Raw genomic sequence first — 21839 nt, forward strand, 5'->3', positions numbered from 1 at the left:
AGTGGTTGCACGAAAAACATTGCGCCTGGCGTCGCCAGTCTTGGGCGCGATACTGCTGGTGAGCGTGGTTGCGGCGTATGCCTGGGAGGGGACGGGTGCACGCGTTTTGGACGGAGACTCTTTTCGCGTGCAACACGGCGGCCGGGTGGACACTATTCGCCTCTACGGCATTGACGCGCCAGAGTACGATCAAGCCGGCGGACCGGAGGCAAAGAAGCTGACCAGTGCGCTGGTCAACGGCAAGAAGGTGACCGTCGCGCCGATGGATACCGACCGATACGGCAGGACTGTCGCCTTGGTGCAGGCGCGCGGGGTTTGGGTCAATGCCGAGTTGGTGCGCGCAGGGCTGGCCTGGGTGTATCCGCAGTACTGTAAAGCGCAGCCGCTTTGCCGCGATTTGGAAATATTGCAAGAACAGGCCAGAAGTCGGCAGCTTGGCCTGTGGCGGGACAACAGGTCGGCGCCGCCCTGGGTCTGGAAACGGCAACGACAGTGATGATTTTCGCGTTGCTCGCTGGCGTGGTCGGTGCGCGAATTCCGTTTATTGAGCAGAAGTGCTGTCGATGATTACCTGGATGTCGGCGCCGGAAATGGTTTCGCGTTCCAGCAGGGCGGCGGTGATGGCGTCGAGTTGAGCGCGATGCTGCTCCAGAATGGCGCGCGCCTGATCATAGGCTGCCTGCACCAGACGTTTCACCTCGGCGTCGATCAGCATTGCCGTCTGCTCGCTGATGATTTGCGCGGGCTGGCCGCTTAAGGGGTTTGACGCCCTGAACGTCAGCGGCCCAATTGCTTCGCTCATTCCCCACTCGCACACCATCCGTCGGGCAATGTCAGAGGCGCGTTCAATGTCGTTGCCCGCGCCGGTGGTCATCTGGTTGAAGACGATTTCTTCGGCAATCCGCCCGCCCAGCAGGGTGCAGAGATTGTTGCACAGGAAGGTCCGGTCGTGGCTGTTGCGTTCTTCCTGGGGCAACTGCATGGTCAGGCCCAAAGCCCGCCCCCGGGGAATAATCGTCACCTTGTGCACTGGGTCGGCGCCGGGCAGCATCCAGGCCACCAGCGCGTGCCCGGCCTCGTGGCAGGCGGTGGTGCGCTTCTCCCGCTCAGTGAGGATCAGACTGCGCCGTTCCGCGCCCATCATTACTTTGTCCTTTGCCGCTTCCAGAATCTCCATGCTGATGGTTTGGCTGTTTCTTCGGGTCGTCAACAGCGCGGCCTCGTTCACCAGGCTGGCCAGTTGGGCCCCGGAAAATCCGGGCGTGCCCTTGGCAATCACCTGCCAATTGACGTCTGGCCCGATTTTGGTCTTGCGGGCATGCACCTTGAGGATTTTTTCCCTTCCGCCAACGTCGGGCAACGGCACCATCACCTGCCGATCAAACCGGCCTGGGCGCAACAGGGCCGGATCGAGAATGTCCTGGCGGTTGGTGGCGGCAATCACGATTACGTGGTTGTTGACCTCAAAACCGTCCATCTCCACCAGAAGCTGGTTCAAGGTTTGCTCCCGCTCGTCGTTGCCGCCGGAACCGGCCCCGGAGCTGCGGTGACGGCCGACCGCGTCGATCTCGTCAATGAAGATGATGCAGGGGGCCTTCTTCTTGCCCTCGTTGAACAGATCACGGACACGGGATGCGCCGATGCCCACATACATCTCGACAAAGTTGGAGCCGCTGATGGAGAAAAACGGCACCCCGGCCTCGCCGGCAATGGCCTTGGCCAGCAGCGTCTTGCCGGTTCCGGGTTCGCCGTAGAGGAGCACGCCGGTGGGAATCTTGGCGCCGGCTTCAATGAATTTGCCCGGATTTTTGAGAAAATCCACCAACTCTTCCACTTCTTCCTTGGCTTCGTCAATCCCAGCCACGTCATCCAGCTTGATTTTCGACTCTTCGGGGTTGATCAGGCGCGCCTTGCTCTTGCCAAACGCCATTGCCCGCCCCCCTCCTCCTCCCTGGCCGCTGCCCTTTTGAAAGTAGAAAAACCAGAGCAAGGCAAAGAGAAGGATGGGCAGCCAGGAAAGCAGGGTTTGTAGGAACCACGGCGTCTGGGGTGGTTCTTCCGCCCGAACCGTAACGTTTTTGCGCAGCAGGTGTTCCAAAGCGTCGTTGGTCTGGGGAACAACGGTTTTGAAGAGCGAACCGTCGGCGGTTTCCCACAGAATAGTGTTGTTGATCATGGTGACTGTGGAGAGAAATCCGCTGTCCGCCTTTTTGAGGAATTCGGTATAGGGAAGGGCGTGACGCCGGTCCGGGGATTGTTTGCAGTAGTGGAAGAGAAATAAGGCCGCCAGGGCAACGATGAGCCAGATGGACAAGTTCTTGTAGAATTTCTGCACGACCTTCTCCTGGATATGAAAAATGGAAAACTCAGGGCAACGGACGCGCTGAAACACCCGGCGCCCGGACGGAATCGGCTAAGGCAAGGGAATGGCAAACCTTGCGGACACCCGGTATCCCAGGGAAAGAGCTACCATACATCAGGATAAAGGTAAAGTCGAAGGGGGGAGAGGTAAGAAAATCCCCTCCAAGGCCGCCACCTTGGAGGGGAAGGGGGGAAGCTCGCTCGTTCTCTGAATGAAGGCGAGTAGCTACAATTCTAGTGCAGTATCCATTCCATTGTCAGGGGGGCGACGGCATTAGCAATGTGCTTTTTAACCTGCTGTATTTATGAGTATTGTATTCTTGGTTTTGCGCGTCGGTCCTGGGCGGAACAAATGTCGCAAGGTTGGAGTGATCATTTTGCGTCTTTTTAGGTCGTTGTGGGAGCATTTTGCGCGTCTTTGTTATGGTTGTTTTGGGGCCTCGAATCTGGCGCATCTCGAAGCGTTGGTTGATAAAAATATGAAATAATAGATATATAAGTAATATGTTATTTTTGTTAAACGGAAATTGTTATTTCAATATCAGTCTAAAGTAATTTATTGGGCGTAATTTGATCGTATCATTTATAGATTTCCTGGCAATTGCTTATGGTTTTTCTTGACAGGAGTTTGGGCTGCGGATAAAAAACTTCAAGAGAAATATCCCATGTCGAGGCTTCGGAGTCGGAGCAGGTCGCCAGGGATGCCGCCACAGGGAGGAACCACCGCAAAACGCGATAAACCGGGTTTTTATCCGCCAATAAATCCTGGTGTAACACAACATCCGGAGGTCCGGAGCAAGGAGAAGCAAATGGAAGCTCTAATTTTTTTCGTTGTCTGGTTGGGAGGCGCCGCTCTCCATACGCTGTTCGATCTGAGAATCAAGCCGGTTCTTCAGTCCGTCAGAGAAGAAAGCGATTTGCCCTAACCGAAATTTTCGTTTGGGATTGAATCAGTTACACAGTCATTATTCAGCGCGGGGCAGCGACGGTTGGGGTCGTTGGCCTCGAAATGGAGGAGAAGGTGCCATGGAAAATATATTAACCAAAGTCCTGCCCCAGGAGGGTGGGCTTGAAGGGAGCCGGTCCGGTCTGTACAACGGCGTGATCGGCTTGTTGGGTTTGTTCACCCTGGTTGGCGTCGCTTTCGGCGTGCACGCCATGTTTGCCGGTCACGAACACGTTTACGGCGTCACCCGCGAAGTGCCGTGGGGGTTGATGCTCGGGGCCTATGTTTTTTTCGTCGTTTCTTCGACCGGTCTGTGCCTGGTTTCGTCCATCGGGCATGTGTTTGGTTTCGAGGCCTTTAAGCCGATTGCCAAGCGTTCCGTCTACTTGGCGATTGCCACCATTGTCGCCGGATTTCTGGTCATCGCCTTTGAGATCGAAAATCCCTGGCGCATGGCGGTGTACAACATCATCTCGCCGAATCTCAGCTCCAACATTTGGTGGATGGGCACCCTGTACGGCGCGTACCTGTTCTTTATGCTGATCGAGTTTGCCTTACTCCAAGCCGGCAAACACAAAACCGCCGGCATGCTTGGACTGCTCGGGGTGATCTCCGGCGTTGCCGCCCATTCCAATCTCGGCGCGGTGTTTGGATTGCTGAATGGCCGCGAGTTCTGGCATGGTCCGTATATGCCGATCTACTTCATCGTCTCGGCGATGATGTCCGGTTGCGCCACGGTTATTTTCTTTCACTGGCTGGGGTACAAAATCAACGGCTGGAAGATGAGCGAGACCCTGCAGGAGTCCCTGCGCTCCGTGGCCAAGTTGGGGGCGTTGCTCTACCTGGTCATCATGTTCTTCACCACCTGGAAATTCATTGCCGGCGTTTCTGGTCATCCCCCGGGAGAGTATGAAGCCTTTATGACGTTGTTCAACGGGCCTTACGCCAAGAATTTCTGGTATGGCGAGGTTGCGCTTGGTCTGGCGATTCCTTTTCTGATTATCCTTGGGGTGCGTGCTAAGAATTTGACCGCCATGGCGATTGGTTCAGGCGCCAGCATTGTCGGCATCTTTGTTATGCGCTACGACCTGGTGATTGTCGGTCAGATCATTCCTGGATTCCATGAGATGAACATCGTTAATCTACCGCATATCCTGCCGTACACCCCGACGCTGCACGAATGGATGGTGACCCTGGCTGGTTTCGCCTTCTGCGGTCTCCTCTTCATGATGGGCGAGCGGCTGTTCCGCGGCCATCTGTCTGAAGACCACTGATGGACCCTGTGTCGAAAGGAAAAGCGGCAGGCGCGGTCGGCCCGCCGCTTTTCCCCGGCGCCCCGCACTGACAGGAGGCCGGTATGGCAAGAAAGAGAACGGAAATACAAGCGATCAGGTCCGATGTGCCGATTTACCCGATCGGCGTCGCCGCCAGGTTGCTCAATGTGCATCCGCGCACCTTGCGGATCTATGAAAAAGAAGGATTGATCCAGCCCGCCCTGGTAGGCAGCAGGCGGATGTTTTCCGCCGACGACATCCAATGGATCACCTGCCTGCGGACTTTTATCCACGAAGAGGGCATCAGTATTCCTGGATTGAAAAAGCTGCTGGAGTTCATCCCCTGCTGGGAGGTGGCCGGATGTCCGGCTGCCATTCACACCTGTTGTGCCGCCCGGGTGGATCGGGCGGCGCCTCGCACCCTGCATCCGGCCGGCGACGCGGTTGCCCGGCGCGAGGCTAAAGAAAAAGACCGGCAGATTCAGGGGGAACCGGGGCAAAAAAAAAAGCGTCAATCGTCCGGCTGACGCCTGCACGGGAAACCGGGCCGAGGGTGTTCTTCCTCGACGCCCTGCGTCGCTCCTGCGGCTGAACCGCTCTAGCGGCTGGGATGCAGCACTGCAACCGCTGCTGCGGAACCACGGTTGAAGGCAAATGCTGGACACAACCAATACAAAAGGCGCTCTGCACTTGTGCGAGCGCCTTTTGTGCGTCTTGGGGTAGGGGGCGGAAGTGGGCGGCCTGTTCGTCTATTCCTCGTGCTCGGGTTCGTCTGCCAGCGGGTTGGCAATGCCGTAGCGTTCGATTTTGCGGCGCAGGGTGTCTTTGGAGATGGCGAGTTCGCGGCAGGTCACCATCTTGCGCCACCGGTTGCGCTCCAGGCTGAGGATGATCGCCTGTTTCTCGATGTCCTCCAGGGTTTGCGGGCCATGGTCGCGGGGTGCGGCTGGGGTCGCCTCCTCGTGGCCCGCGGCAAAGGATTCGGGCAGGTGGTGCGGCTGAATGTAGCCGCCCTCGCAGAGAATAAAGGAATATTCGACAATGTTTTCCAGCTCGCGGATGTTGCCGGGGTAGTCGTAGCGCATGAGAATGGTCAGGGCGCCGCTGGAGATGCCGACAATGTCCTTGCCTTGCTGGGCGCTGTACTTCTTGATGAAATGATCGATCAGCAGGGGGACGTCCTCTTTGCGCTCCCGCAGCGGCGGCAGGCTGATTTTGACCACGTTGAGGCGATAGAACAGATCGTCGCGAAAGGCGCCTTCCCGCACCAGCGCCTGGAGGTTGCGGTTGGTCGCGGTAATGATGCGCACGTCGGCCTTGACCGGGGTGTTGGATCCCAGCGGTTCGTAGACCTTTTCCTGGAGGACGCGCAGCAGTTTCACCTGGACGCTGCCGGGGATGTCGCCGATTTCGTCAAGGAAAAGTGTGCCGCCCTCGGCTGCCGCAAAACGGCCGATTCGGTCCTTGCGGGCGTCGGTGAAGGCCCCAGCCTTGTAGCCGAACAATTCCGATTCCAGCAGGGTCTCCGGCAGGGCGGCGCAGTTGACCACCACAAAGGGTTTGTCTTTGCGCTCGCTGGAATTGTACAGGGCGCGGGCCACCAGTTCCTTGCCGGTGCCGCTCTCCCCCAGGATCAGGACCGTGCTCGGGCTGCGGGCGATGTCCGGTAAAATCGAGAAGAGCCGTTGCATCGAGGCCGATTTGGAGAGGATGGCGTCAAAGGTGTATTTTTGATGCAGTTGCTGGCGCAGGGCGGTGATCGCGGTCAGATCGCGGAAGGTTTCGACCCCGCCGATGATGTTGCCCTCGTGGTCGGTGAGCGGCGCGGCGCTGATGCTGATTGGCACCTTGTCGCCCTGGCTGTTGCGGATGGTGATCGAGCGGTTGGCCACCGGCGCGCCTTTGTAGAGGCTTTCGGCGATGGCGCAGTTCTTGCCGCAGATCGAAGAATGAAAAATATCCGAGCAGGACAAGCCCATGGCGTCGTCGCGCGACCAGCCGGTGATCTCCTCGGCGGCCCGGTTGAACGAAGTGATGTTCCAGTTGCGGTCCACGGTGAACACGCCGTCGGCAATGGAATCGAGGATCAGGCTTTCGCGGATGGAGGAGGTGTTGTCGCGGAAGGTCTCTATCCCGCCAATGATGTTGCCAAAATCGTCAAACAGCGGCGCCGAGCTGATGGAGACCGGGATGGAGTTGCCCGCCTTGCCCTTGATGAAGATGGAGCGGTCAATGTAGAGGCTGTTGTGGTCAATGGCCTTCATCAGCAGGCAATCGCCGCCGCAGACGCTGGAATGAAAAATTTCGCTGCAGGGCTTGCCGATCACCTCATCCGCTTTCCAACCGGTGATGGATTCGGCGGCCCGGTTGAACGAGGTGATGATCCGGTTGCGGTCGATGGTGAACACGCCGTCGGCCACCGAGGCCAGGATCAGGGCGTTGTTGAGGCTGTCGGAGCAGTCGTGGAAGGTTTGCACGCCGCCGATCACTTTGCCGTTGAGGTCGTAGAGCGGCGAGGAGGTGAGCGACAGCGGGAAAAAGCGGCCGTCTTTATGGGTCATGAAGACCGTCTGGGCGGCAAAGGATTTTTCCTGTTCAATGGTGGATTTGATCAAACAGCCGTTTTCGCACAGTTCCGCCGGAAAGACGTCTTGGCAACTCTTGCCGAGAATGTCTTCGGCCCTCCAACCGGTGATGGCTTCGGCGGCCCGGTTAAAGGAGATGATTTCCATGGCGCGGTTGACGGTGAGCACGCCCTCGGACACGGAGTCAAGCAGTAGCTGGTGGTAGAGCGACTCGTTGTTGCTGTCCAGGGTGATCAAGGCGCCGGAAAGCGAGCGGTCGCTGCCCCACAGCGGCGTGATTGCAGCCAGGACGTCAACAGGTGCGCCGCTTTGCCCGCTGTGCAGCAACAAAGACTGTCGGGACAGCGAATCCTCCCATGCGGCCTGGGCAAAGAGTTCGGCAAGATTGACGTTTTTTTCCTTCAGCAACAGGATTTCATCCATCGATTTGCCGAAGAGTTCGGCCAGGGGGCGCCCGGTCAATTTTTCGGCGTTTTTGTTGAGCCCCGCGATTCGGCACTCGCGATCAATATAAAATACCGCCTGAGTGTTTCGGAAGAGGGAAGGGGGGGGCGATATTGCATTGCTCATGGTCGGCGTACCGGTTGAAAGGGTGGCTGATCGGTTGAAAAAAAATGTTCCCGGGCCAGTCGGACGAACTGCGTCACAGCATGATCGTAACCACTCTTGGCGAGGGAAACAAGCGCTTGTCAAGGGCGTCGTCGAGCAGGGATCGTCTCGTCGAAAATGGCGTTACTATACCATATATTGGAAAACTTGCTCTTCTCATGGTTTTGGGGTATGTTCGCTCGTTGCATTTTTTAATAAATGAGCGGCTATTCATTCTGAGTCTTTTTTTCTCGTGCCATAACAACACATTGTAGCACAGGGTGCCGATGTCGTCTTCGTTACTTTTTATTTTGAGGGTATGGAATGAACATTAAAGAGCTGGAGAAGTTGAACAATGAAGGGCTGGAACATCTGCCTTCGCTTGAGCGCCGGACCTTTTTGCGCGCTGGTCTGGCCATCACCGGATTGTTCATGGGCGGCACGGTGCTGTCGCTGACTGCTGTCGGCAATGCCGAAAGCGCCGTGGGCGCCATGCCTAAAAACGAAAAATATCCGTACAGTCCCCACTACAGCATGGTTATGCGCCAAAACCTCTGCGTCGATTGCGAGCGTTGCATGGAGGCCTGCGTGCAGACCAACCATGTGCCGTCCTACGGATGGAGAACCACCATTCTTGAGCGGACCCGGGAGATCGGGCCCAAGGAAAAGGAAACCATCTTCATGCCTGTGCTGTGCAACCAGTGCAACGAGCCGCCCTGCGTTCGCGTCTGTCCGACTGTGGCCACTTATAAGGACAAAACCACCGGCATCGTGGTCATGGACAGCAAAAAATGCATCGGCTGCAAGACCTGCATGGCGGCCTGTCCCTATAACGCCCGCTATTTCAACGAAGAGGTTCGGGCGGTCGACAAATGCAACTTCTGTTTTGACACCCGGCTCTCCAAAGGAAAAAAAGACACCGCCTGCGTAGAGGCCTGTCCGGCCAAGGTTCGCGTCTTCGGCGATCTCAGCGATCCCAACAGCGAAGTGTACAAACTGGTGCATCAGCCGGAAACCACGGTCTGGGTTCTGCGGCCTGAAACCGGCGCTCTGCCGAACGTTTACTACATGAATGCCTAATCGGTGCAGGAGAGGGGACTATGAAAGCAAAAATGAGAAAAGTTGCGGCTCTTGGCCTGTTTGTTGCCGCTGCTGGGGTGTTCTGTGCCGTAGAAATGCAGGCGAACGAGCCGGCCGCTGTTCAGGCTGCGCCGGAAAAACAGTATGAATCCTACGGAGCCACCCAGGTGGTTGGGGTGGAGCCGATCAAAAACATGTTCAGCCACAAATCCCATGTGGTCACCGCCGGATTGAGCTGCGACAGTTGCCATCCCGATGTGTTTGAACGCAAACGCGGCGCGGCCAAGGCAAAAGGCGACTACAACATGGCTTCTCTGGACGCCGGCAAATATTGCGGCGTCTGCCACGACGGCAAGTCGGCGTTCAACACTACCGGGCCCGAGACGTGTAAAACCTGTCACGGCAGCGACATGAAGCAGCCGGACACGATTGTGTTCAATCTGCCGGTGAAAACCGTTATTTTTGAGCACAAAGGGCATGTGGACATGGGGCTTGATTGCGCCAGTTGCCACGACAAGGCCTTTGAGATGCGCAAAGGCGCGGCCGAAGAGCATCCAGACAAGTTCACCATGGAGGCCCTCTATGCCGGCAAATACTGCGGCGCCTGTCATAACGGCAGCGACGCCTTTGCCTCCAACACCCGCTGCACCACCTGCCACATTGGCGTGAAAGGGTTTGACCGGAAATTTGCCGGCGCCGCTGAGGCCGGTAAAAAAGATCACGGTAAAAAAGAGCACTGAGCATTCTGTTCCACCGGGGCGGGCTTCACGCCCGCCCCGTTCCTTCTCTCTTCGCTACACCTTCTCTTCCCTCTCTTCGCTTGACCTTGTCAGGCAAACTTGACAATGCCAGTATGCACTTGGGCCGCGCTCCCCTGAATGGGGCCTGTTGCTGTGGCATGGCGGCCTATTTTTTCTCGATCAACCGGAATTGTTCGTATTTTTAGGGACAGCTTCGGCAGCTTCTGCGCTTTTTCACATGCCGCGCTGGCAACTGATCAGGCGTAAAATGCGTAATCGGTAGAATGACTTTGGCTCATCTCGCTGTTTTTTCAAAAAAAAACACAATATTCGTTTTCTTCTGGTTGTTCTCGTTTTCGTTGCGGCTGGAGTCGTGTCGTTGCTCCCGTTGGCTATGTGTTTGATATATCAAATGTTTGAAATGTACAGTCAAATTACCCTGCGCTTTGGATGAGTATGTTGGGCGTATTTTGATCCATTCGCAACGGGCGATTCGGACGCATTTTGATCCATTGCTGTTGATAATATATCAATTGCTTGTGACGGGAAAACTTAAAAGCAAATTCTTGTAGATGTAAAAAGCGTCGTCACTTCAATCCGTTGCTGAAATGGTTGGAGGAAAGCGTCGGCCCGGTTGCTGGAATGGCATATCCCTTGCGATAACAGGGGAAACAATCGCTCCAACCAGCGACAACGAAACAAAAAGGGGACGACAATGAACATGCTGCCGCACAGTCAAGTCACACAGTCAGGGAACGATGGCGGTCGTTCTCTGGCTACCTGGATCCGGGCGCATTTGGCCCGCGTCATCGAGTCTTTCTGGTTCTGTCTCACCTTTGTGCTCTTTCTTCTTCTGGGACCTTTTTCGGCTGTAGTGGTGCTTATCGGCCTTGGCTCCCTGGCAAGTGAAGAGCATAGAGAGCGGATGATTGAACCGGCACGGTTATAATCCATTCAATTCATACAACTTTAAACGAGTAGCGAGGAGGTTGATCATGGCAAACGGATTTTCACTGACAGCAACAGCTGAACCGGAGGTGGCGAATTCTCTGGTGAAAACTTTGTCCGGCATTTTCGGCTTGTTGCTGATTGTCGGCGTTGGCGTCGGCGTGGCTGGTTTTTTTATTGGTCATGAACATATTTTCAACAACACGCGGGAAGTGCCTTGGGGGCTTTTAATTTCAACCTACGCCTTTTTTGCGATCACATCCACCGGGCTGTGTCTTCTGGCCGCGATCAGCCACGTGTTCGGCGGCAACAAGCTGGCCCCTCTGGCCAATAGAATGGTGTGGGTTTCGTTGATCACCATCCTCAGCGGTTTTACCGTCATTGGCATGGAGATTGAGAGCCCGTGGCGGATGGCCATCTACAACGTCATCTCGCCCAACATCACCTCCAACATCTGGTGGATGGGCACGCTCTACGGTATGGCGCTTGGCTTTATCCTCCTTGAGTTCTGGCTGATTCTGACCCGCCATTACACCCTTGCCTTAGCGCTCGGCATCCTTGGCGCCTTGGCCGAGGTTGCAGCCAACACCTGTCTGGGCGGCGTCTTTTCCACCCTTGCCGCGCGGCCCTTCTGGTACGGCGCCCAACTGCCGGTGTATTTTCTGGCCTGCGCCTTTCTTTCCGGGGCTGCAGCAGCCGTCATGTTCACCCACTACGCCTACGTCATCCGCGGCCGCCAGATGGAGCCGCACGTGTTTGACGGCGTTCAGGCCGCCGCCAAAGTGTTGATGCTGATGCTCATTTTGGTGGGGGTTTCCACCTTCTGGCGGATGGCTTCCTTCTACGTCGGCGGCGTCAGTGACGGCAAAATTGCGGCCAACGCCCTCTATTCCGGCCCGTTGGCTTTCAATTTCTGGGTCATTGAAATTGGCGTCGGTCTGCTGGCCCCTCTGGCGCTGCTGCTGGTCACCCGCTTGAAGAGCGTGGCCGCCATGTCCACCGCATCGCTCATGGCCTTGGTCGGCATGTTCATCTCTAGGCTCAACATGGTGACCGGCGGGCAGATTGTGCCCCAGTTTGCCGGATACGACAATCTGCCCACGTACATCAACTACACACCTTCCGGATATGAATGGATCGTGGCGCTGGCCGGCATCGGATTCACCGGAGTGGCCTTTCTTCAGGGCGAGCGGTTTTTCGGCAAGAGTTTCACCGAACACGAAGCGCACTGAAAGCGCAGGGCCGATGCGATGTTGTGACCGGCGCATGCGCCGGCCACAGGTTCACCATGTGAGGGTTGAAATGGTTGATGAACAAAAAGCAATATTCACCATCGGCGTTGCCGCCCAGATGCTGGGAGTCCATCCGCGAACCCTGCGGATCTATGAGGAAGAGGGGCTGATAGTCCCGCTTCGCAAGGGCAAGTGGCGGTACTACACCATGAATGACATCAAGTGGATCGAGTGCCTGCGGGAGATGATCCACGAGCACGGCGTCTCCATTGCCGCCGTGAAAAAATTATTGCAGTACACTCCTTGCTGGAACATCACCGATTGCCCTTTTGAAAAACGTAAGCAATGCACGGCCTTCATGGCAAATGGACTGGTCCCGAAGAAGATCGAAAAGCAGAAAATAAAAAAAGTGCAAAGCGCGGACTCCAAAGCGGCCTGATTGTTTTGAGGACGCCTGGCTTGCAAGCCGCCGGCCGCCGGGACTTTGTTCCGACCGCCGGCGGCTTTTTTGTTTTCCGCAGCCAACGGGAAGGGTAGGGGCGGGGAGGCGGCAAGAATGTTGAACCTCTTGCCGCTGTCGGGTATAGATGCGACATTGATTGAACCGGCTGATTGGCCTGTACGAAATCCCATCCAGGGCGCGTCCCGTGCCCTGGATAAACCATCCCCTTCGCTTGCCGAGGAAAAGATGCGCTCCAGAAAATACTGTCTGTCGCTTGCCGTTGTCGTTGTTGTGTGGGCTTGTGGATTCGGGACGGCCGACGCCGCTTCGTCGCGATCCACAGTGCAAAAAAACCTTCAGCGGTTGCTGAAATCCAAATCTTGTCCGGGCTGTGATCTTTCCGGCGTCAATTTGAGCCAGAGCAAACTGGAAAACGCCAACCTTGAGGGGGCGAATCTCAGCGGGGCCCAGTTGTCCCTGGCTGATTTGTCCGGGGCCAACCTGCGGAAAGCCAATCTGCAGAAAGCCAACTTGGGCGGAGCCGATCTAGCTTATGCGGATTTGGAGGGAGCCAATCTGACCGGCGCCGTGTTGGAAGGCGCGGCATTCAACGCCACCAAGATGAAAGGTCGCGTCGTCAACCGGCTGCTGCATGCCGATCAGGCGCGGGCAACTGAATCGGTTGTTGCTGCAAACGGGGCTGCAAGCCAGTTTGCGGGACCGACGTCGGCCGCAAAAGTTGGGGCTCTTGACCCCAACGTCAAGACCCAGGCAAAATCGTCGACTGCGGCCAAGTCGAGCGAAAACGAGGTGCGCCAATCAGCTCATCAAGAGCCGGCTGCGCAGCGCGAGACCGATGCGCCGGGTGAGGCGATGACGCGGGCGGTTGGCGATGCGCCGAGTTCTGCCGGGATTGTCAGGGGGGCGGCTGCTGGTGCGGAGTCGGTTGCCCCGACCCCCGTCGCCGCGTCTGAGGCTGTCGCTGCGAAAACCGAGGAAGCCGCTGTGGATGCAATCAGCGCCGCCAAGCAAGGCCTGATTGAGCGGATGCTTGACATGGAACGCTGCGTTGGTTGCGACCTGTCCGGCGTGGATCTGTCCGGGCTCGATCTGGCGGGTTTTGACCTGGAACGGGCCAATTTTCGCGACAGCAATCTGCGGAATGCGGATCTGGGCAAGGCCAACCTCAAAGGGGCCAATCTGCAAAACGCGCGTTTGCAGGAGGCGGATTTGAGCAAGGCTGATTTGTATCGCGCCGATTTGAGCGGCGCTGATCTCACCGATGCCGATTTGGAAGACGCAGTGATCGACGCTGCCGAGCTCAGTGGCGCTGTGGGAGTCAAACTCCCGGAAGAGTAGGCTGAGCAATGAAATTCTTCAGCGAGACGTCGCGACTTTCCTTGACATCCAGGGCCGTTTTCTGTATACAACAAGGCTTAAATTTTTAATCTTTCATCATTGATGCTTTTCATAAGGAGTTAGGAGTCCCCATGGCAAATCACAAGTCAGCAGAGAAAAGAGATCGTCAGGCTAAAATGCGTCGTTTGCGCAACCGGATGAACAAATCAGCAATGAAAACCGCTGTCCGGCAGGTTGAAGAAGCTCTTGCCGCCGGTTCCGAGGAACAGGCCAAAGCCGCTCTGCAGGCCGCCATTCCGGTGATTTACAAGACCTCCTCGAAAGGGTCCATTCACAAGAATACCGCAGCCCGCAAGGTGTCTCGTCTGGCCAAAAGGGTCAACAAGATGCTGCCCCTTGCCTAAGGTGACGCCCTTTTTTCTGTTCAGTTCCGAGAACATCCAGGCCATGGGCGCAGTTGGCTCCCATGGCCTTTTTTGTTCTCACCGAGCGTAGAGTCGATTACAGGACGCTTTGCCTCTGTTCGACGTCTTCCGCTCGGCGCTCCTCCGAGCGTGTGGTTTCGGGAACTGAAAGAAACAGGCCTGTCTGTCGCCCGCGTCCTTCGGCGTCAAGGCGCAGGCTCATTCTCTCACCACCGCAGCCTCCTCACAGGTTTTTCCATGTATTTTCCCGAGCAGCCCGCCTTTGCAGAAATGATCGGTTCCTCCGATCTTGTCCCGGTTCATCGAACCATTGTCGCCGATCTTGACACCCCGCTCACCATTTTTGCCAAAGTGGCCGGCAACGATCCCCACGCCTTTCTCTTTGAATCGATGGAGGGCGGCGAAAAATGGGGGCGCTATTCGTTCATCGGCCTTGATCCGCTGGTCACCTTTTCCAGCATCCGTGACCTGGTGCAGATCAAACGCCCGGGCCAGCCTGACGGCGACGAAGAGCGATCCGGCGTCAACCCTTTGGTTGAATTGAAACAACTGCTGGAATCGTTCACTGTGAGCAATGCCCCTGGGTTGCCCAGATTTTACGGCGGCGCAGTCGGCTTTCTCGGATACGACATGGTGCGGTTCATGGAAAAGATTCCAGACCGGCACCCTTCGTTCGGCTTGCCCGACAGCTCGTTCATGGTCCCAGGCATTGTCCTGATCCATGATTCGGTGCAGCAAAATCTGACCATTGTCTGCAACGTCTGGAAGCGGGGAGACGCGAGCGCCGAGATCCTGCACGCTGCGGCCTGCCGTCGAATCGAAGAAATCATTGACCGGCTCAACCAACCCATCTCCCGCCGTTTTGTTTCTCAGGAGCAGGCGGTGGAGCCGCACCAGTTCACCTCGAACATGGACGAAGCCAGCTTTGGCGCCATGGTGGAACAGGCCAAAGAGTACATCCTGGCCGGCGACATTATCCAGGTAGTTCTTTCCCAGCGATTTCACGCTGAATCAACGCTCAAACCCTTTGCCCTCTACCGCGCCCTGCGTCACATCAATCCCAGCCCCTACCTCTTTTATCTGCGCCAGGACGACATGATGCTGATAGGCTCTTCACCCGAGATTCTGGTGCGCCTGGAAGAGGGCAATATCGAGCTGCGGCCCATTGCCGGCACCCGGAAACGGGGAGCAACCCCAACAGAGGATCAGGCCTTGGAGCAGGAACTGCTTGCCGATCCCAAGGAACGGGCCGAGCATCTGATGCTGGTGGACCTGGGACGCAACGACGTCGGTCGGGTGGCGGAAAACGGTTCGGTGGTGGTCCGCGATCTGTTGGTGATCGAGCGCTACAGCCATGTGATGCACATTGTCTCTGGAGTGCATGGTCGGTTGGCTGCGGGCCTGGATCAGTTCGACGTGATGGAGGCCTGTTTTCCGGCTGGAACGGTTAGCGGCGCGCCAAAAATCCGGGCCATGGAGATCATCGACGAGCTGGAAATCAGCCGTCGCGGCCCTTATGCCGGCGCGGTCGGGTATTTTGGTTTCTCCGGCAACATGGATTTCTGCATCACCATCCGCACCTTCATCCTCCATGGCCAGGATCTGTGGATTCAGGCCGGAGCCGGCATTGTCGCCGATTCTGATCCGAAAAAGGAATACGAGGAAACCATCAACAAGGCCATGGGCTTGCGCAGGGCCGTGGAACTGGCGGAAAAGGGGTTTTAAGCCGTGATAGTCATTATCGACAACTACGATTCGTTCACCTACAATATCGTTCAGACCCTTGCCACGGCCCCGCCTTCGGCCCCGGCGGACTGGCAGGCCCCGGAGATCCGGGTGTTTCGCAACGACGCGATCACCGTTGCCGAAATTGAGGCCATGGGGCCGAGCCGGCTGCTGATTTCGCCCGGCCCCTGTACCCCCAAGGAGGCCGGCATCTCCATGGCGGCGATTCTTCATTTCAGCGGCCGCATCCCTATTCTCGGCGTCTGCCTGGGCCACCAATCGATTGGCGAGGCCTTTGGCGGCAAGGTGATCCGCGCTTCACGGTTGATGCACGGCAAGACCAGCCCGGTGCAACACGACGGTCGCGGCGTTTTTTCTTCGTTGCCGCAACCGTTTGACGGCATGCGCTACCATTCGCTGGTGGTTGAAGAGCCGCTTCCGGAATGCCTTGAAGCCACCGCCCACACCGATCAGGGCGAACTGATGGGGCTGCGCCACAAAACCCTGGCGATTGAAGGTGTTCAGTTCCATCCCGAATCCATCATGACCGGGCCAGGCAATATTCTGCTCCATAATTTTCTCCGGCCGGATTACGAACAACTGTTGCGTGGGCGTCAGTGATTTTTTGCGTCAAGACAAGGTGAAACCATGATTAGAGAGGCCATAGCCAAGATCGTTGCCCATCAAAACCTGAGCGAGCAGGAGATGATCGGGGTGATGCAGGAGATTATGAGCGGCGAAGCCACCACTGCGCAGATCGGCTCGTTCATCACCGGCTTGCGCATGAAAGGCGAGACCATCGACGAGATTGTCGGCGCGGTCAAGGTGATGCGCGAGAAAGCCACCTTTATCGACACCGGCGTCAACACTGCCGGCGGCGAGGTGCTGATGGACATCGTCGGCACCGGCGGCGACGGTTCCGGCAGTTTTAACGTCTCCACCACCACCAGCTTTGTTGTCGCCGCAGCCGGCCTTCCCGTGGCCAAGCACGGCAACCGCGCCGTCTCCTCGCACTGCGGCGCCGCCGACGTGCTCGAGGCTCTGGGCGTTGATCTGAGCATGCCGCCGGAAAAGGTGGCCGCCTGTGTTCGCGAGGTGGGCATTGGTTTTCTTTTTGCCCCCATGCTGCACGGCGCCATGAAATACGCCATTGGCCCGCGTCGTGAAATTGGCATTCGCACCCTGTTTAACATCCTCGGCCCCATGACCAACCCGGCCGGAGCCAATGTGCAACTGACCGGCGTGTTCGCCCCGGAACTGACCGTCATCCTGGCTGAGGTGCTGGTCCGTCTGGGCATGAAGCGGGCGATCATTGTCTGGGGTGAAGGCAACCTCGACGAGATGACCGTCACCGGGGCCACCCACATTGCCGACGGCCACCAGGGCAAGGTGACCACCTCTGTTCTTACCCCTGAAGAGGTTGGTTTGCAGACCGCGCCGGTTTCCGCCATCAAGGGCGGGCGGACGGCCGAGGAATCAGCGGCCCAGGTGCGCGCGGTGCTGGGCGGCGAGCCCGGCGCCAAACTGGACATGGTGCTGCTCAACGCCGGCACGGCCCTGATGGCGGCAAACGTGGCCGACAGTATTGCCGGAGGCATCGCCGCCGCCAGGGAGCTGGTTGCGTCCGGCGCTGCCCTGAACAAGCTGGAACAGTTGATCCGTTTTAGCAAATCCTGAGAAAGACATGATTCTTGACACCATTGTTGCTCGAAAATATGAGGAAGTCGCGGCCCTGAAAGAGCGGGGATTGCCCCGTTTGGACCGCCCGGTTGAAGCGCCGCGCGGTTTTATCCGCGCTTTGACCACCGCCCCGGGGGTGGCTATCATCGCCGAGGCGAAAAAAGCCTCGCCCTCCAAAGGGGTGATTCAGCCGGATTTCGATCCGGTGCGCATTGCCCGCAACTACAAGCAAGGCGGTGCGCATTGCCTTTCGGTGCTCACCGACGTTGATTTTTTTCAAGGGTCGCTCGCCTACATCCCCCTGGTGCGCGAGGCGGTCAATTTGCCGGTGCTGCGCAAGGATTTCATCATCGATCCCCTGCAGATCGAGGAGGCCCGTGCGGTCGGCGCTGACGCCATTCTGCTGATCGCAGCCATCCTTGACGTTGAGCAACTGCGGGATTTTCGCCTCCTGGCCGAGTCGCTGGGCATGGACGCGCTAGTGGAAGTCCACGACGAGCGGGAATTGGACGCGGCATTGGCGGCGGAAAGCCGGTTGATCGGCGTCAACAACCGCAACCTCAACGACTTCACCGTCAGCCTGGAAACCACCTTCCGCCTGCTGAAAAAGATCCCCAAGACCACGCCGGTGGTCAGTGAATCCGGCATTGCCTCGGTTTCGGATATGTTGCGTTTGAAGGCGGCCGGGGTCAAGGCGGCCCTGATCGGCGAGAGTCTGATGCGGGCAGGGAAGCAGGATCAACTGCTGCGGGAGTTTTTGGCCATATGAACGGACCCCGGCGCATCCGGGTCAAGATCTGCGGCATGACCCGCCTTGCGGACGCACGTTGCGCGGCCGAGGCCGGAGTCGACGCCCTGGGGTTTATTTTTTATGCAAAAAGCCCGCGCGCCATTGAACCGCCGGCGGCGCGCGCGATCATTGCGGAGTTGCCGCCCTTTGTTGATGCAGTGGGGGTCTTTGTCGACGAAGCGTTGCAGCGGGTTGCGGAGATCGCGACCAGCTGCCGCCTTGATTATGTTCAACTGCACGGTGCAGAGTCGGCCGACTACTGCCGCCGCCTAGCCACTCTGATTCCCTGCTGTCGGCTGCTCAAGGCCGTTCGGGTGGGCGACCAGACCACCGCCGGAGAGGTCGCCCCTTATCAGGATTGCATCCAGGCCTACCTGCTCGACACCTACCAGAAAAGAGCCGTGGGCGGCACCGGGTTGACCTTTGATTGGGCCTTGATTGATCGCCTCCAGCTGAGCAAACCCTTTCTTCTCGCCGGCGGGCTTGACGTCGACAATATCGCCGCCGCCTTGGCCACGGTCTGGCCTTATGGCGTGGACGCCAATTCAGGCCTGGAGGATGCTCCGGGCCACAAGAATCACGACCTCGTTCGCCGCTTTATCGCCGCAGTCCGCGCCTTTGAGGCCGCCTGACGGCCTGTGCCGCTTTATCGGGCCAGCAGCAAGGCATGGCGGAACCCTTCAGCTTCCATCTGTTTTTCATAGATCTTCGCCTTGGCGAGTGAATTGCTGGCAAAGATCATCACCCGGTAGAGGTTCATGCCGGCTGCCGGATACTGCTGGATGATCACGTCGCGTCCCCGTTTGGCAAAGGCTTTGGCCAGGGTTCTGGCATTCTCGATTTTGACGAACGCTCCCACTTGCACATAAAAATTGCCTTTGTCGAAATCCGGTGTCGGCGGTGGCGCCTTGTGAGGCTTGGGCTTGGGTTTCGGCTGGCCCGGCGTTGACGGTTTTTCAGGACCTTGTGCCACCATCACTTCCTCTTCTTCCGGCACCTGTGCGCCCAGGGCGACAATCTCCACTTTGGCGGTTCCTTTGCCGACAACTCCCAGGGTCTTGGCCTTGGTGTAACTCAGGTCGATGATTCGCTCTTGCACAAAGGGGCCGCGATCATTGATGCGCACCACGGTGCTTTTGCCGTTTTCCAGATTTTTTACCAACAGCATGGTGTCCATGGGCAAGGTCTTGTGGGCGGCGGTGTCGCCGTACATGTCGTATGTCTCGCCGTTAGAGGTCTTTCTGCCGTGGAACGGCTCGCCGTACCAGGAGGCGAGCCCTTGCTCCATGTAACCCACGGCCGAAGGAATGGGGTAATAGGTGACGCCTTTGATCACATAAGGGCGTTGCGTCCCCGTTCCCTTGCTTTTGGATTTCTTTTTGCTCGACGTTCCGCCCTTTTCCTGCTGCGGGAATTTCGACGTTTTGGAAGCGCACCCGAAACTGACGCACAACAGCGCGATCAGCATTAGGGACAACGCGATTCGCACCCGCAGATTGGCGGCGTTCATGCGGAGGTTACTCGACGTTGGCAGGGAGGAGATGTTTGAACCGATCAAGGTAAAACATCCCGGCATGGCCGGTGGTGTGGGGCGTATAGGGCAGCAGGCCGGAACCCTGGCCGTTGACGTTGTCAAAAGGCGCCTGGCCGTCGGCATCAATCATGGACAGGCGGAGATCGAGAATAGGGCGGAACACCTTGATCACGCCGTCGCTGTCTTTGCCGATGATCATCTGTTCCCAGCGACGCTGGCCGTATCCTTGCAGCCAGACGCCTGGTCGGGACTCGCCGGTGAGGCCGTCGCGCATGGTGGGCGGCAATTCGTCGGAACGGTAGACATTGTGCTCCAGCAGGGCCTCGACCTCGGAGCTGCCCTGCACGATCAGCCGTTCCCAGGGATCATACTCGGCAAATGCGGAACGCAGCAAATGGGTGGGGGCGTCGTTGAAACTCCACTGGCCGTGGCAAACCTGACAGGCCACCTGCTGCCCGTATTGTTGGTGGGCCGGATGACGCAAACGCGGCGCCGCGTGTTGCTTGCCGTCGGTGCGTCCGGTCAGCGTCAGGGAATCGCCCCGCGCCTGGAGGTTGCCAAGCGCCGGAACCGGTTGTCCCGGCTTCCAGCCGTGACAGCTTCGGCAGGAGATTTCCTTGGCTTTGGCGTGGCCGCTGTCCCGGTGGCAATCAATGCAGAGCAGCCCGCGCTGCTGGTGGATGTCCGGCGCAAGGTCGTGAAACTCAAGCCCATAGGGCCGAGGCGCGGTCTTGTTGGTGGTTTGCGAGGTGTAGGGGGTGCGATATTCCCAGTTGTAGTCGTGTTCGTAGCGGCCGTGATAGTCGCTGCCCACATGGTTGCCGTAATGACAGCTCAGGCATTGCGTGTCCGTGGGCGCGACAAAGGCGTGGGACTGCATCTTGCCGTTTTTGAAAGCCAGATGACAGGCGCTGCAGCCCGTGCCGTGGGTGACGGCCGGATAGTCGTCGCCCTTGGCAAAGACGTGGCAGCGCAGGCAACGCCGCCGCAGCATGTCGTCGGCTAGGGCCAGTGGGGTGGAAATGGCGGCGTTTTCGGGGATTTTCGCAGGCTCGGACAGATGGTTTGACGCGCCAAAATGGCTGCGGATTGCGTTGATCTTGTTTTCCTGGGTGAAATGGAGGGAATGCGCGGCGTCCGCTGCCTGCTGTTGGTGGCATTTGCCGCAGGTTGCGGCCATATGCTGCGGATGGCTTGGTCGGGCGATCATGCCGGCGTGGGCTTTTTCGAGCTGCCCTTCATGGTCCGCGCCGCCGTGACAGGCGGTGCAGGCCAGTTGATGGGCCGAGTCGAGTTGGACTTCGTCGTGGCATCCCGCACACCCAATCTTTGCCGGCGCTATGCTCGCGGGTTGCTTCGGCGCCTCGGTTTTCGGCGGATCACTCCCCTCGGTTCGGCAACCGCCCAGCAACAGAAGAATTATGAGGATCGAGGGGAGAGAGCAATTCATAATCTTGACACTGTACCATAAAGTTGCTACATCAAGAAACCTCAAACCGCACCTGCGGAAGCCACAACACATCCCAAAAGCCGATATAGCTCAGTTTGGTAGAGCGGCTGATTCGTAATCAGTAGGTCAGCGGTTCAAGTCCGCTTATCGGCTCCAATAAAATCAAGCATTTGTGAAGATAGTGCGACCGGCGGCGGAAGCTGCTGGTCGCATACTGGTCGCAAAAAATTATTGCGCTGTGTTCCCTTTGAGGTAACTTTTTTCCCACTGCTCTACAATAGAAATCGGGTAAAGAACATGTTTCCCGAATTTTATGTACCTCGGGCCGAATCCTTTGGTCCGCCAATTTTGCAATGTGCCGGGTGACATTCGCAATCTTTCAGCCAATTCCTGAGACGTCAAATGTGTTCTTATTGAGAAATCCGTTTGATAATCAGCCTGTGGCTCTGTCTCTTGTTGTTCAATCATAACACACCAAGTCTAGGTTTATTTCAAAATCCCGGCAAGCGTTGTTGCCGTTTGTCGGCGGGCTGGTCCTGATCGCGGACGGCGGCTTTCATCCGGCGGGCGCGTTCGTTCACGGCGGGCATGTAGTCAGCGCCGAGCGGCTTGTTGCCAAGCCAGCCACGGCGAGGCGTCTTGAAGATACTGGTTTTCATGATCCTCCTTTCATGTCGAAA

21 protein-coding genes, 1 tRNA gene and 1 pseudogene are annotated in these 21839 nt (G+C 57.5%); 16 read left to right on the plus strand and 7 right to left on the minus strand.

Annotated elements, in window-relative coordinates; genetic code table 11:
* Positions 1–127: 127 nt before the first annotated feature.
* Positions 128–496, plus strand: a complete 369-nt coding sequence (locus tag RCH93_RS04095; protein ID WP_306547046.1) for a thermonuclease family protein — start codon at positions 128–130, stop codon at positions 494–496.
* A 45-nt stretch (positions 497–541) separates the two neighbouring features.
* Here the strand turns inward: RCH93_RS04095 and ftsH are convergent, their stop codons facing one another.
* A complete protein-coding gene (gene ftsH / locus RCH93_RS04100; RefSeq protein WP_306547047.1) occupies positions 542–2335 on the minus strand; it encodes an ATP-dependent zinc metalloprotease FtsH in 1794 nt (597 codons plus the stop codon).
* 1052 nt (positions 2336–3387) lie between these two features.
* Here ftsH and nrfD (RCH93_RS04105) point away from each other — a divergent pair.
* Together nrfD (RCH93_RS04105) and RCH93_RS04110 are read left to right on the plus strand one after the other, a co-directional pair.
* Positions 3388–4581 carry an NrfD/PsrC family molybdoenzyme membrane anchor subunit gene (nrfD, locus tag RCH93_RS04105; RefSeq protein WP_306547048.1) on the plus strand — a complete coding sequence of 398 codons (1194 nt, stop codon included), beginning with the start codon at positions 3388–3390 and terminating at the stop codon, positions 4579–4581.
* A gap of 83 nt (positions 4582–4664) precedes the next feature.
* Positions 4665–5108, plus strand: coding sequence for a MerR family transcriptional regulator (locus RCH93_RS04110; RefSeq protein ID WP_306547049.1), 444 nt, complete (start codon positions 4665–4667; stop codon positions 5106–5108).
* Positions 5109–5330: 222 nt separating this feature from the next.
* Here the strand turns inward: RCH93_RS04110 and RCH93_RS04115 are convergent, their stop codons facing one another.
* Both RCH93_RS04115 and RCH93_RS17885 read right to left on the minus strand, forming a co-directional pair.
* On the minus strand, positions 5331–7070 hold the full coding sequence (locus RCH93_RS04115) for a sigma 54-interacting transcriptional regulator (RefSeq protein ID WP_373693253.1): 1740 nt from the start codon (positions 7068–7070) through the stop codon (positions 5331–5333).
* Positions 7044–7736 (minus strand): annotated as a pseudogene (locus RCH93_RS17885) (PAS domain-containing protein); the annotation flags it as partial. The gene RCH93_RS04115 and the pseudogene RCH93_RS17885, both read right to left, overlap by 27 nt.
* Positions 7737–8078: 342 nt before the next feature.
* On the opposite strand from RCH93_RS17885, the gene RCH93_RS04120 reads away from it, so the two are divergent.
* The 12 genes from RCH93_RS04120 (at position 8079) to RCH93_RS04175 (ending at position 18807) form a co-directional block, all read left to right on the plus strand.
* A complete protein-coding gene (locus RCH93_RS04120) occupies positions 8079–8834 on the plus strand; it encodes a 4Fe-4S dicluster domain-containing protein (RefSeq protein ID WP_306547051.1) in 756 nt (251 codons plus the stop codon).
* 20 nt (positions 8835–8854) lie between these two features.
* Positions 8855–9574 (plus strand): c(7)-type cytochrome triheme domain-containing protein, encoded by a 720-nt coding sequence (locus RCH93_RS04125; RefSeq protein ID WP_306547052.1) that lies wholly within the window; start codon positions 8855–8857, stop codon positions 9572–9574.
* 715 nt (positions 9575–10289) lie between these two features.
* A complete protein-coding gene (locus RCH93_RS04130) occupies positions 10290–10523 on the plus strand; it encodes a hypothetical protein (protein ID WP_306547053.1) in 234 nt (77 codons plus the stop codon).
* 46 nt (positions 10524–10569) lie between these two features.
* Positions 10570–11754, plus strand: a complete 1185-nt coding sequence (gene nrfD, locus RCH93_RS04135; RefSeq protein ID WP_306547054.1) for an NrfD/PsrC family molybdoenzyme membrane anchor subunit — start codon at positions 10570–10572, stop codon at positions 11752–11754.
* 70 nt (positions 11755–11824) lie between these two features.
* Positions 11825–12193 carry a MerR family transcriptional regulator gene (locus RCH93_RS04140; protein ID WP_306547055.1) on the plus strand — a complete coding sequence of 123 codons (369 nt, stop codon included), beginning with the start codon at positions 11825–11827 and terminating at the stop codon, positions 12191–12193.
* 117 nt (positions 12194–12310) lie between these two features.
* Positions 12311–13555, plus strand: coding sequence for a pentapeptide repeat-containing protein (locus tag RCH93_RS04145; RefSeq protein ID WP_306547056.1), 1245 nt, complete (start codon positions 12311–12313; stop codon positions 13553–13555).
* Between the two features lie 131 nt (positions 13556–13686).
* Positions 13687–13959, plus strand: coding sequence for a 30S ribosomal protein S20 (gene rpsT / locus RCH93_RS04150; protein WP_306547057.1), 273 nt, complete (start codon positions 13687–13689; stop codon positions 13957–13959).
* Between the two features lie 258 nt (positions 13960–14217).
* Positions 14218–15705 (plus strand): anthranilate synthase component I, encoded by a 1488-nt coding sequence (gene trpE, locus RCH93_RS04155; RefSeq protein ID WP_306547058.1) that lies wholly within the window; start codon positions 14218–14220, stop codon positions 15703–15705.
* Positions 15706–15708: 3 nt separating this feature from the next.
* Positions 15709–16326, plus strand: a complete 618-nt coding sequence (locus RCH93_RS04160) for an aminodeoxychorismate/anthranilate synthase component II (RefSeq protein WP_306547059.1) — start codon at positions 15709–15711, stop codon at positions 16324–16326.
* A 27-nt stretch (positions 16327–16353) separates the two neighbouring features.
* Complete coding sequence (gene trpD / locus RCH93_RS04165; protein ID WP_306547060.1) at positions 16354–17382, plus strand: anthranilate phosphoribosyltransferase; 1029 nt, start codon at positions 16354–16356, stop codon at positions 17380–17382.
* Between the two features lie 7 nt (positions 17383–17389).
* The gene (gene trpC / locus RCH93_RS04170) at positions 17390–18154 is read left to right on the plus strand and encodes an indole-3-glycerol phosphate synthase TrpC (RefSeq protein WP_306547061.1); all 765 of its coding nucleotides are present in this window, start codon (positions 17390–17392) and stop codon (positions 18152–18154) included.
* Positions 18151–18807, plus strand: a complete 657-nt coding sequence (locus RCH93_RS04175) for a phosphoribosylanthranilate isomerase (RefSeq protein ID WP_306547062.1) — start codon at positions 18151–18153, stop codon at positions 18805–18807. Before trpC ends, RCH93_RS04175 begins: the two co-directional genes overlap by 4 nt.
* Before the next feature lie 14 nt (positions 18808–18821).
* Here RCH93_RS04175 and RCH93_RS04180 read toward each other — a convergent pair whose 3' ends face one another.
* The gene (locus RCH93_RS04180) at positions 18822–19685 is read right to left on the minus strand and encodes a septal ring lytic transglycosylase RlpA family protein (RefSeq protein ID WP_306547063.1); all 864 of its coding nucleotides are present in this window, start codon (positions 19683–19685) and stop codon (positions 18822–18824) included.
* 7 nt (positions 19686–19692) lie between these two features.
* Positions 19693–21159 carry a hypothetical protein gene (locus RCH93_RS04185; RefSeq protein ID WP_306547064.1) on the minus strand — a complete coding sequence of 489 codons (1467 nt, stop codon included), beginning with the start codon at positions 21157–21159 and terminating at the stop codon, positions 19693–19695.
* A gap of 79 nt (positions 21160–21238) precedes the next feature.
* Here RCH93_RS04185 and RCH93_RS04190 point away from each other — a divergent pair.
* Positions 21239–21315: transfer RNA gene (locus RCH93_RS04190), tRNA-Thr, on the plus strand.
* Between the two features lie 72 nt (positions 21316–21387).
* Here the strand turns inward: RCH93_RS04190 and RCH93_RS17890 are convergent.
* Together RCH93_RS17890 and RCH93_RS04195 are read right to left on the minus strand one after the other, a co-directional pair.
* Positions 21388–21627, minus strand: a complete 240-nt coding sequence (locus tag RCH93_RS17890) for a helix-turn-helix transcriptional regulator (RefSeq protein ID WP_373693252.1) — start codon at positions 21625–21627, stop codon at positions 21388–21390.
* A 23-nt stretch (positions 21628–21650) separates the two neighbouring features.
* The coding region (locus RCH93_RS04195) for a hypothetical protein (RefSeq protein ID WP_306547065.1) at positions 21651–21839 on the minus strand (189 nt) is incomplete at its 5' end.

It is taken from the genome of Desulfobulbus sp. (genome assembly GCF_030824455.1).
Lineage (GTDB): Bacteria > Desulfobacterota > Desulfobulbia > Desulfobulbales > Desulfobulbaceae > Desulfobulbus.

Bases quoted from the DNA above. Each gene is read 5' to 3' on its own strand.
- nrfD (WP_306547054.1), top strand. From the start codon at position 10,570: ATGGCAAACGGATTTTCACTGACAGCAACAGCTGAACCGGAGGTGGCG.
- RCH93_RS04140 (WP_306547055.1), top strand. From the start codon at position 11,825: ATGGTTGATGAACAAAAAGCAATATTCACCATCGGCGTTGCCGCCCAG.
- RCH93_RS17890 (WP_373693252.1), bottom strand. From the start codon at position 21,627: ATGATTGAACAACAAGAGACAGAGCCACAGGCTGATTATCAAACGGAT.
- RCH93_RS04180 (WP_306547063.1), bottom strand. From the start codon at position 19,685: ATGAACGCCGCCAATCTGCGGGTGCGAATCGCGTTGTCCCTAATGCTG.
- trpD (WP_306547060.1), top strand. From the start codon at position 16,354: ATGATTAGAGAGGCCATAGCCAAGATCGTTGCCCATCAAAACCTGAGC.
- RCH93_RS04120 (WP_306547051.1), top strand. From the start codon at position 8,079: ATGAACATTAAAGAGCTGGAGAAGTTGAACAATGAAGGGCTGGAACAT.
- RCH93_RS04125 (WP_306547052.1), top strand. From the start codon at position 8,855: ATGAAAGCAAAAATGAGAAAAGTTGCGGCTCTTGGCCTGTTTGTTGCC.
- RCH93_RS04145 (WP_306547056.1), top strand. From the start codon at position 12,311: ATGTTGAACCTCTTGCCGCTGTCGGGTATAGATGCGACATTGATTGAA.
- RCH93_RS04130 (WP_306547053.1), top strand. From the start codon at position 10,290: ATGAACATGCTGCCGCACAGTCAAGTCACACAGTCAGGGAACGATGGC.
- rpsT (WP_306547057.1), top strand. From the start codon at position 13,687: ATGGCAAATCACAAGTCAGCAGAGAAAAGAGATCGTCAGGCTAAAATG.
- trpC (WP_306547061.1), top strand. From the start codon at position 17,390: ATGATTCTTGACACCATTGTTGCTCGAAAATATGAGGAAGTCGCGGCC.
- RCH93_RS04110 (WP_306547049.1), top strand. From the start codon at position 4,665: ATGGCAAGAAAGAGAACGGAAATACAAGCGATCAGGTCCGATGTGCCG.
- trpE (WP_306547058.1), top strand. From the start codon at position 14,218: ATGTATTTTCCCGAGCAGCCCGCCTTTGCAGAAATGATCGGTTCCTCC.
- RCH93_RS04185 (WP_306547064.1), bottom strand. From the start codon at position 21,159: ATGAATTGCTCTCTCCCCTCGATCCTCATAATTCTTCTGTTGCTGGGC.
- RCH93_RS04175 (WP_306547062.1), top strand. From the start codon at position 18,151: ATGAACGGACCCCGGCGCATCCGGGTCAAGATCTGCGGCATGACCCGC.
- nrfD (WP_306547048.1), top strand. From the start codon at position 3,388: ATGGAAAATATATTAACCAAAGTCCTGCCCCAGGAGGGTGGGCTTGAA.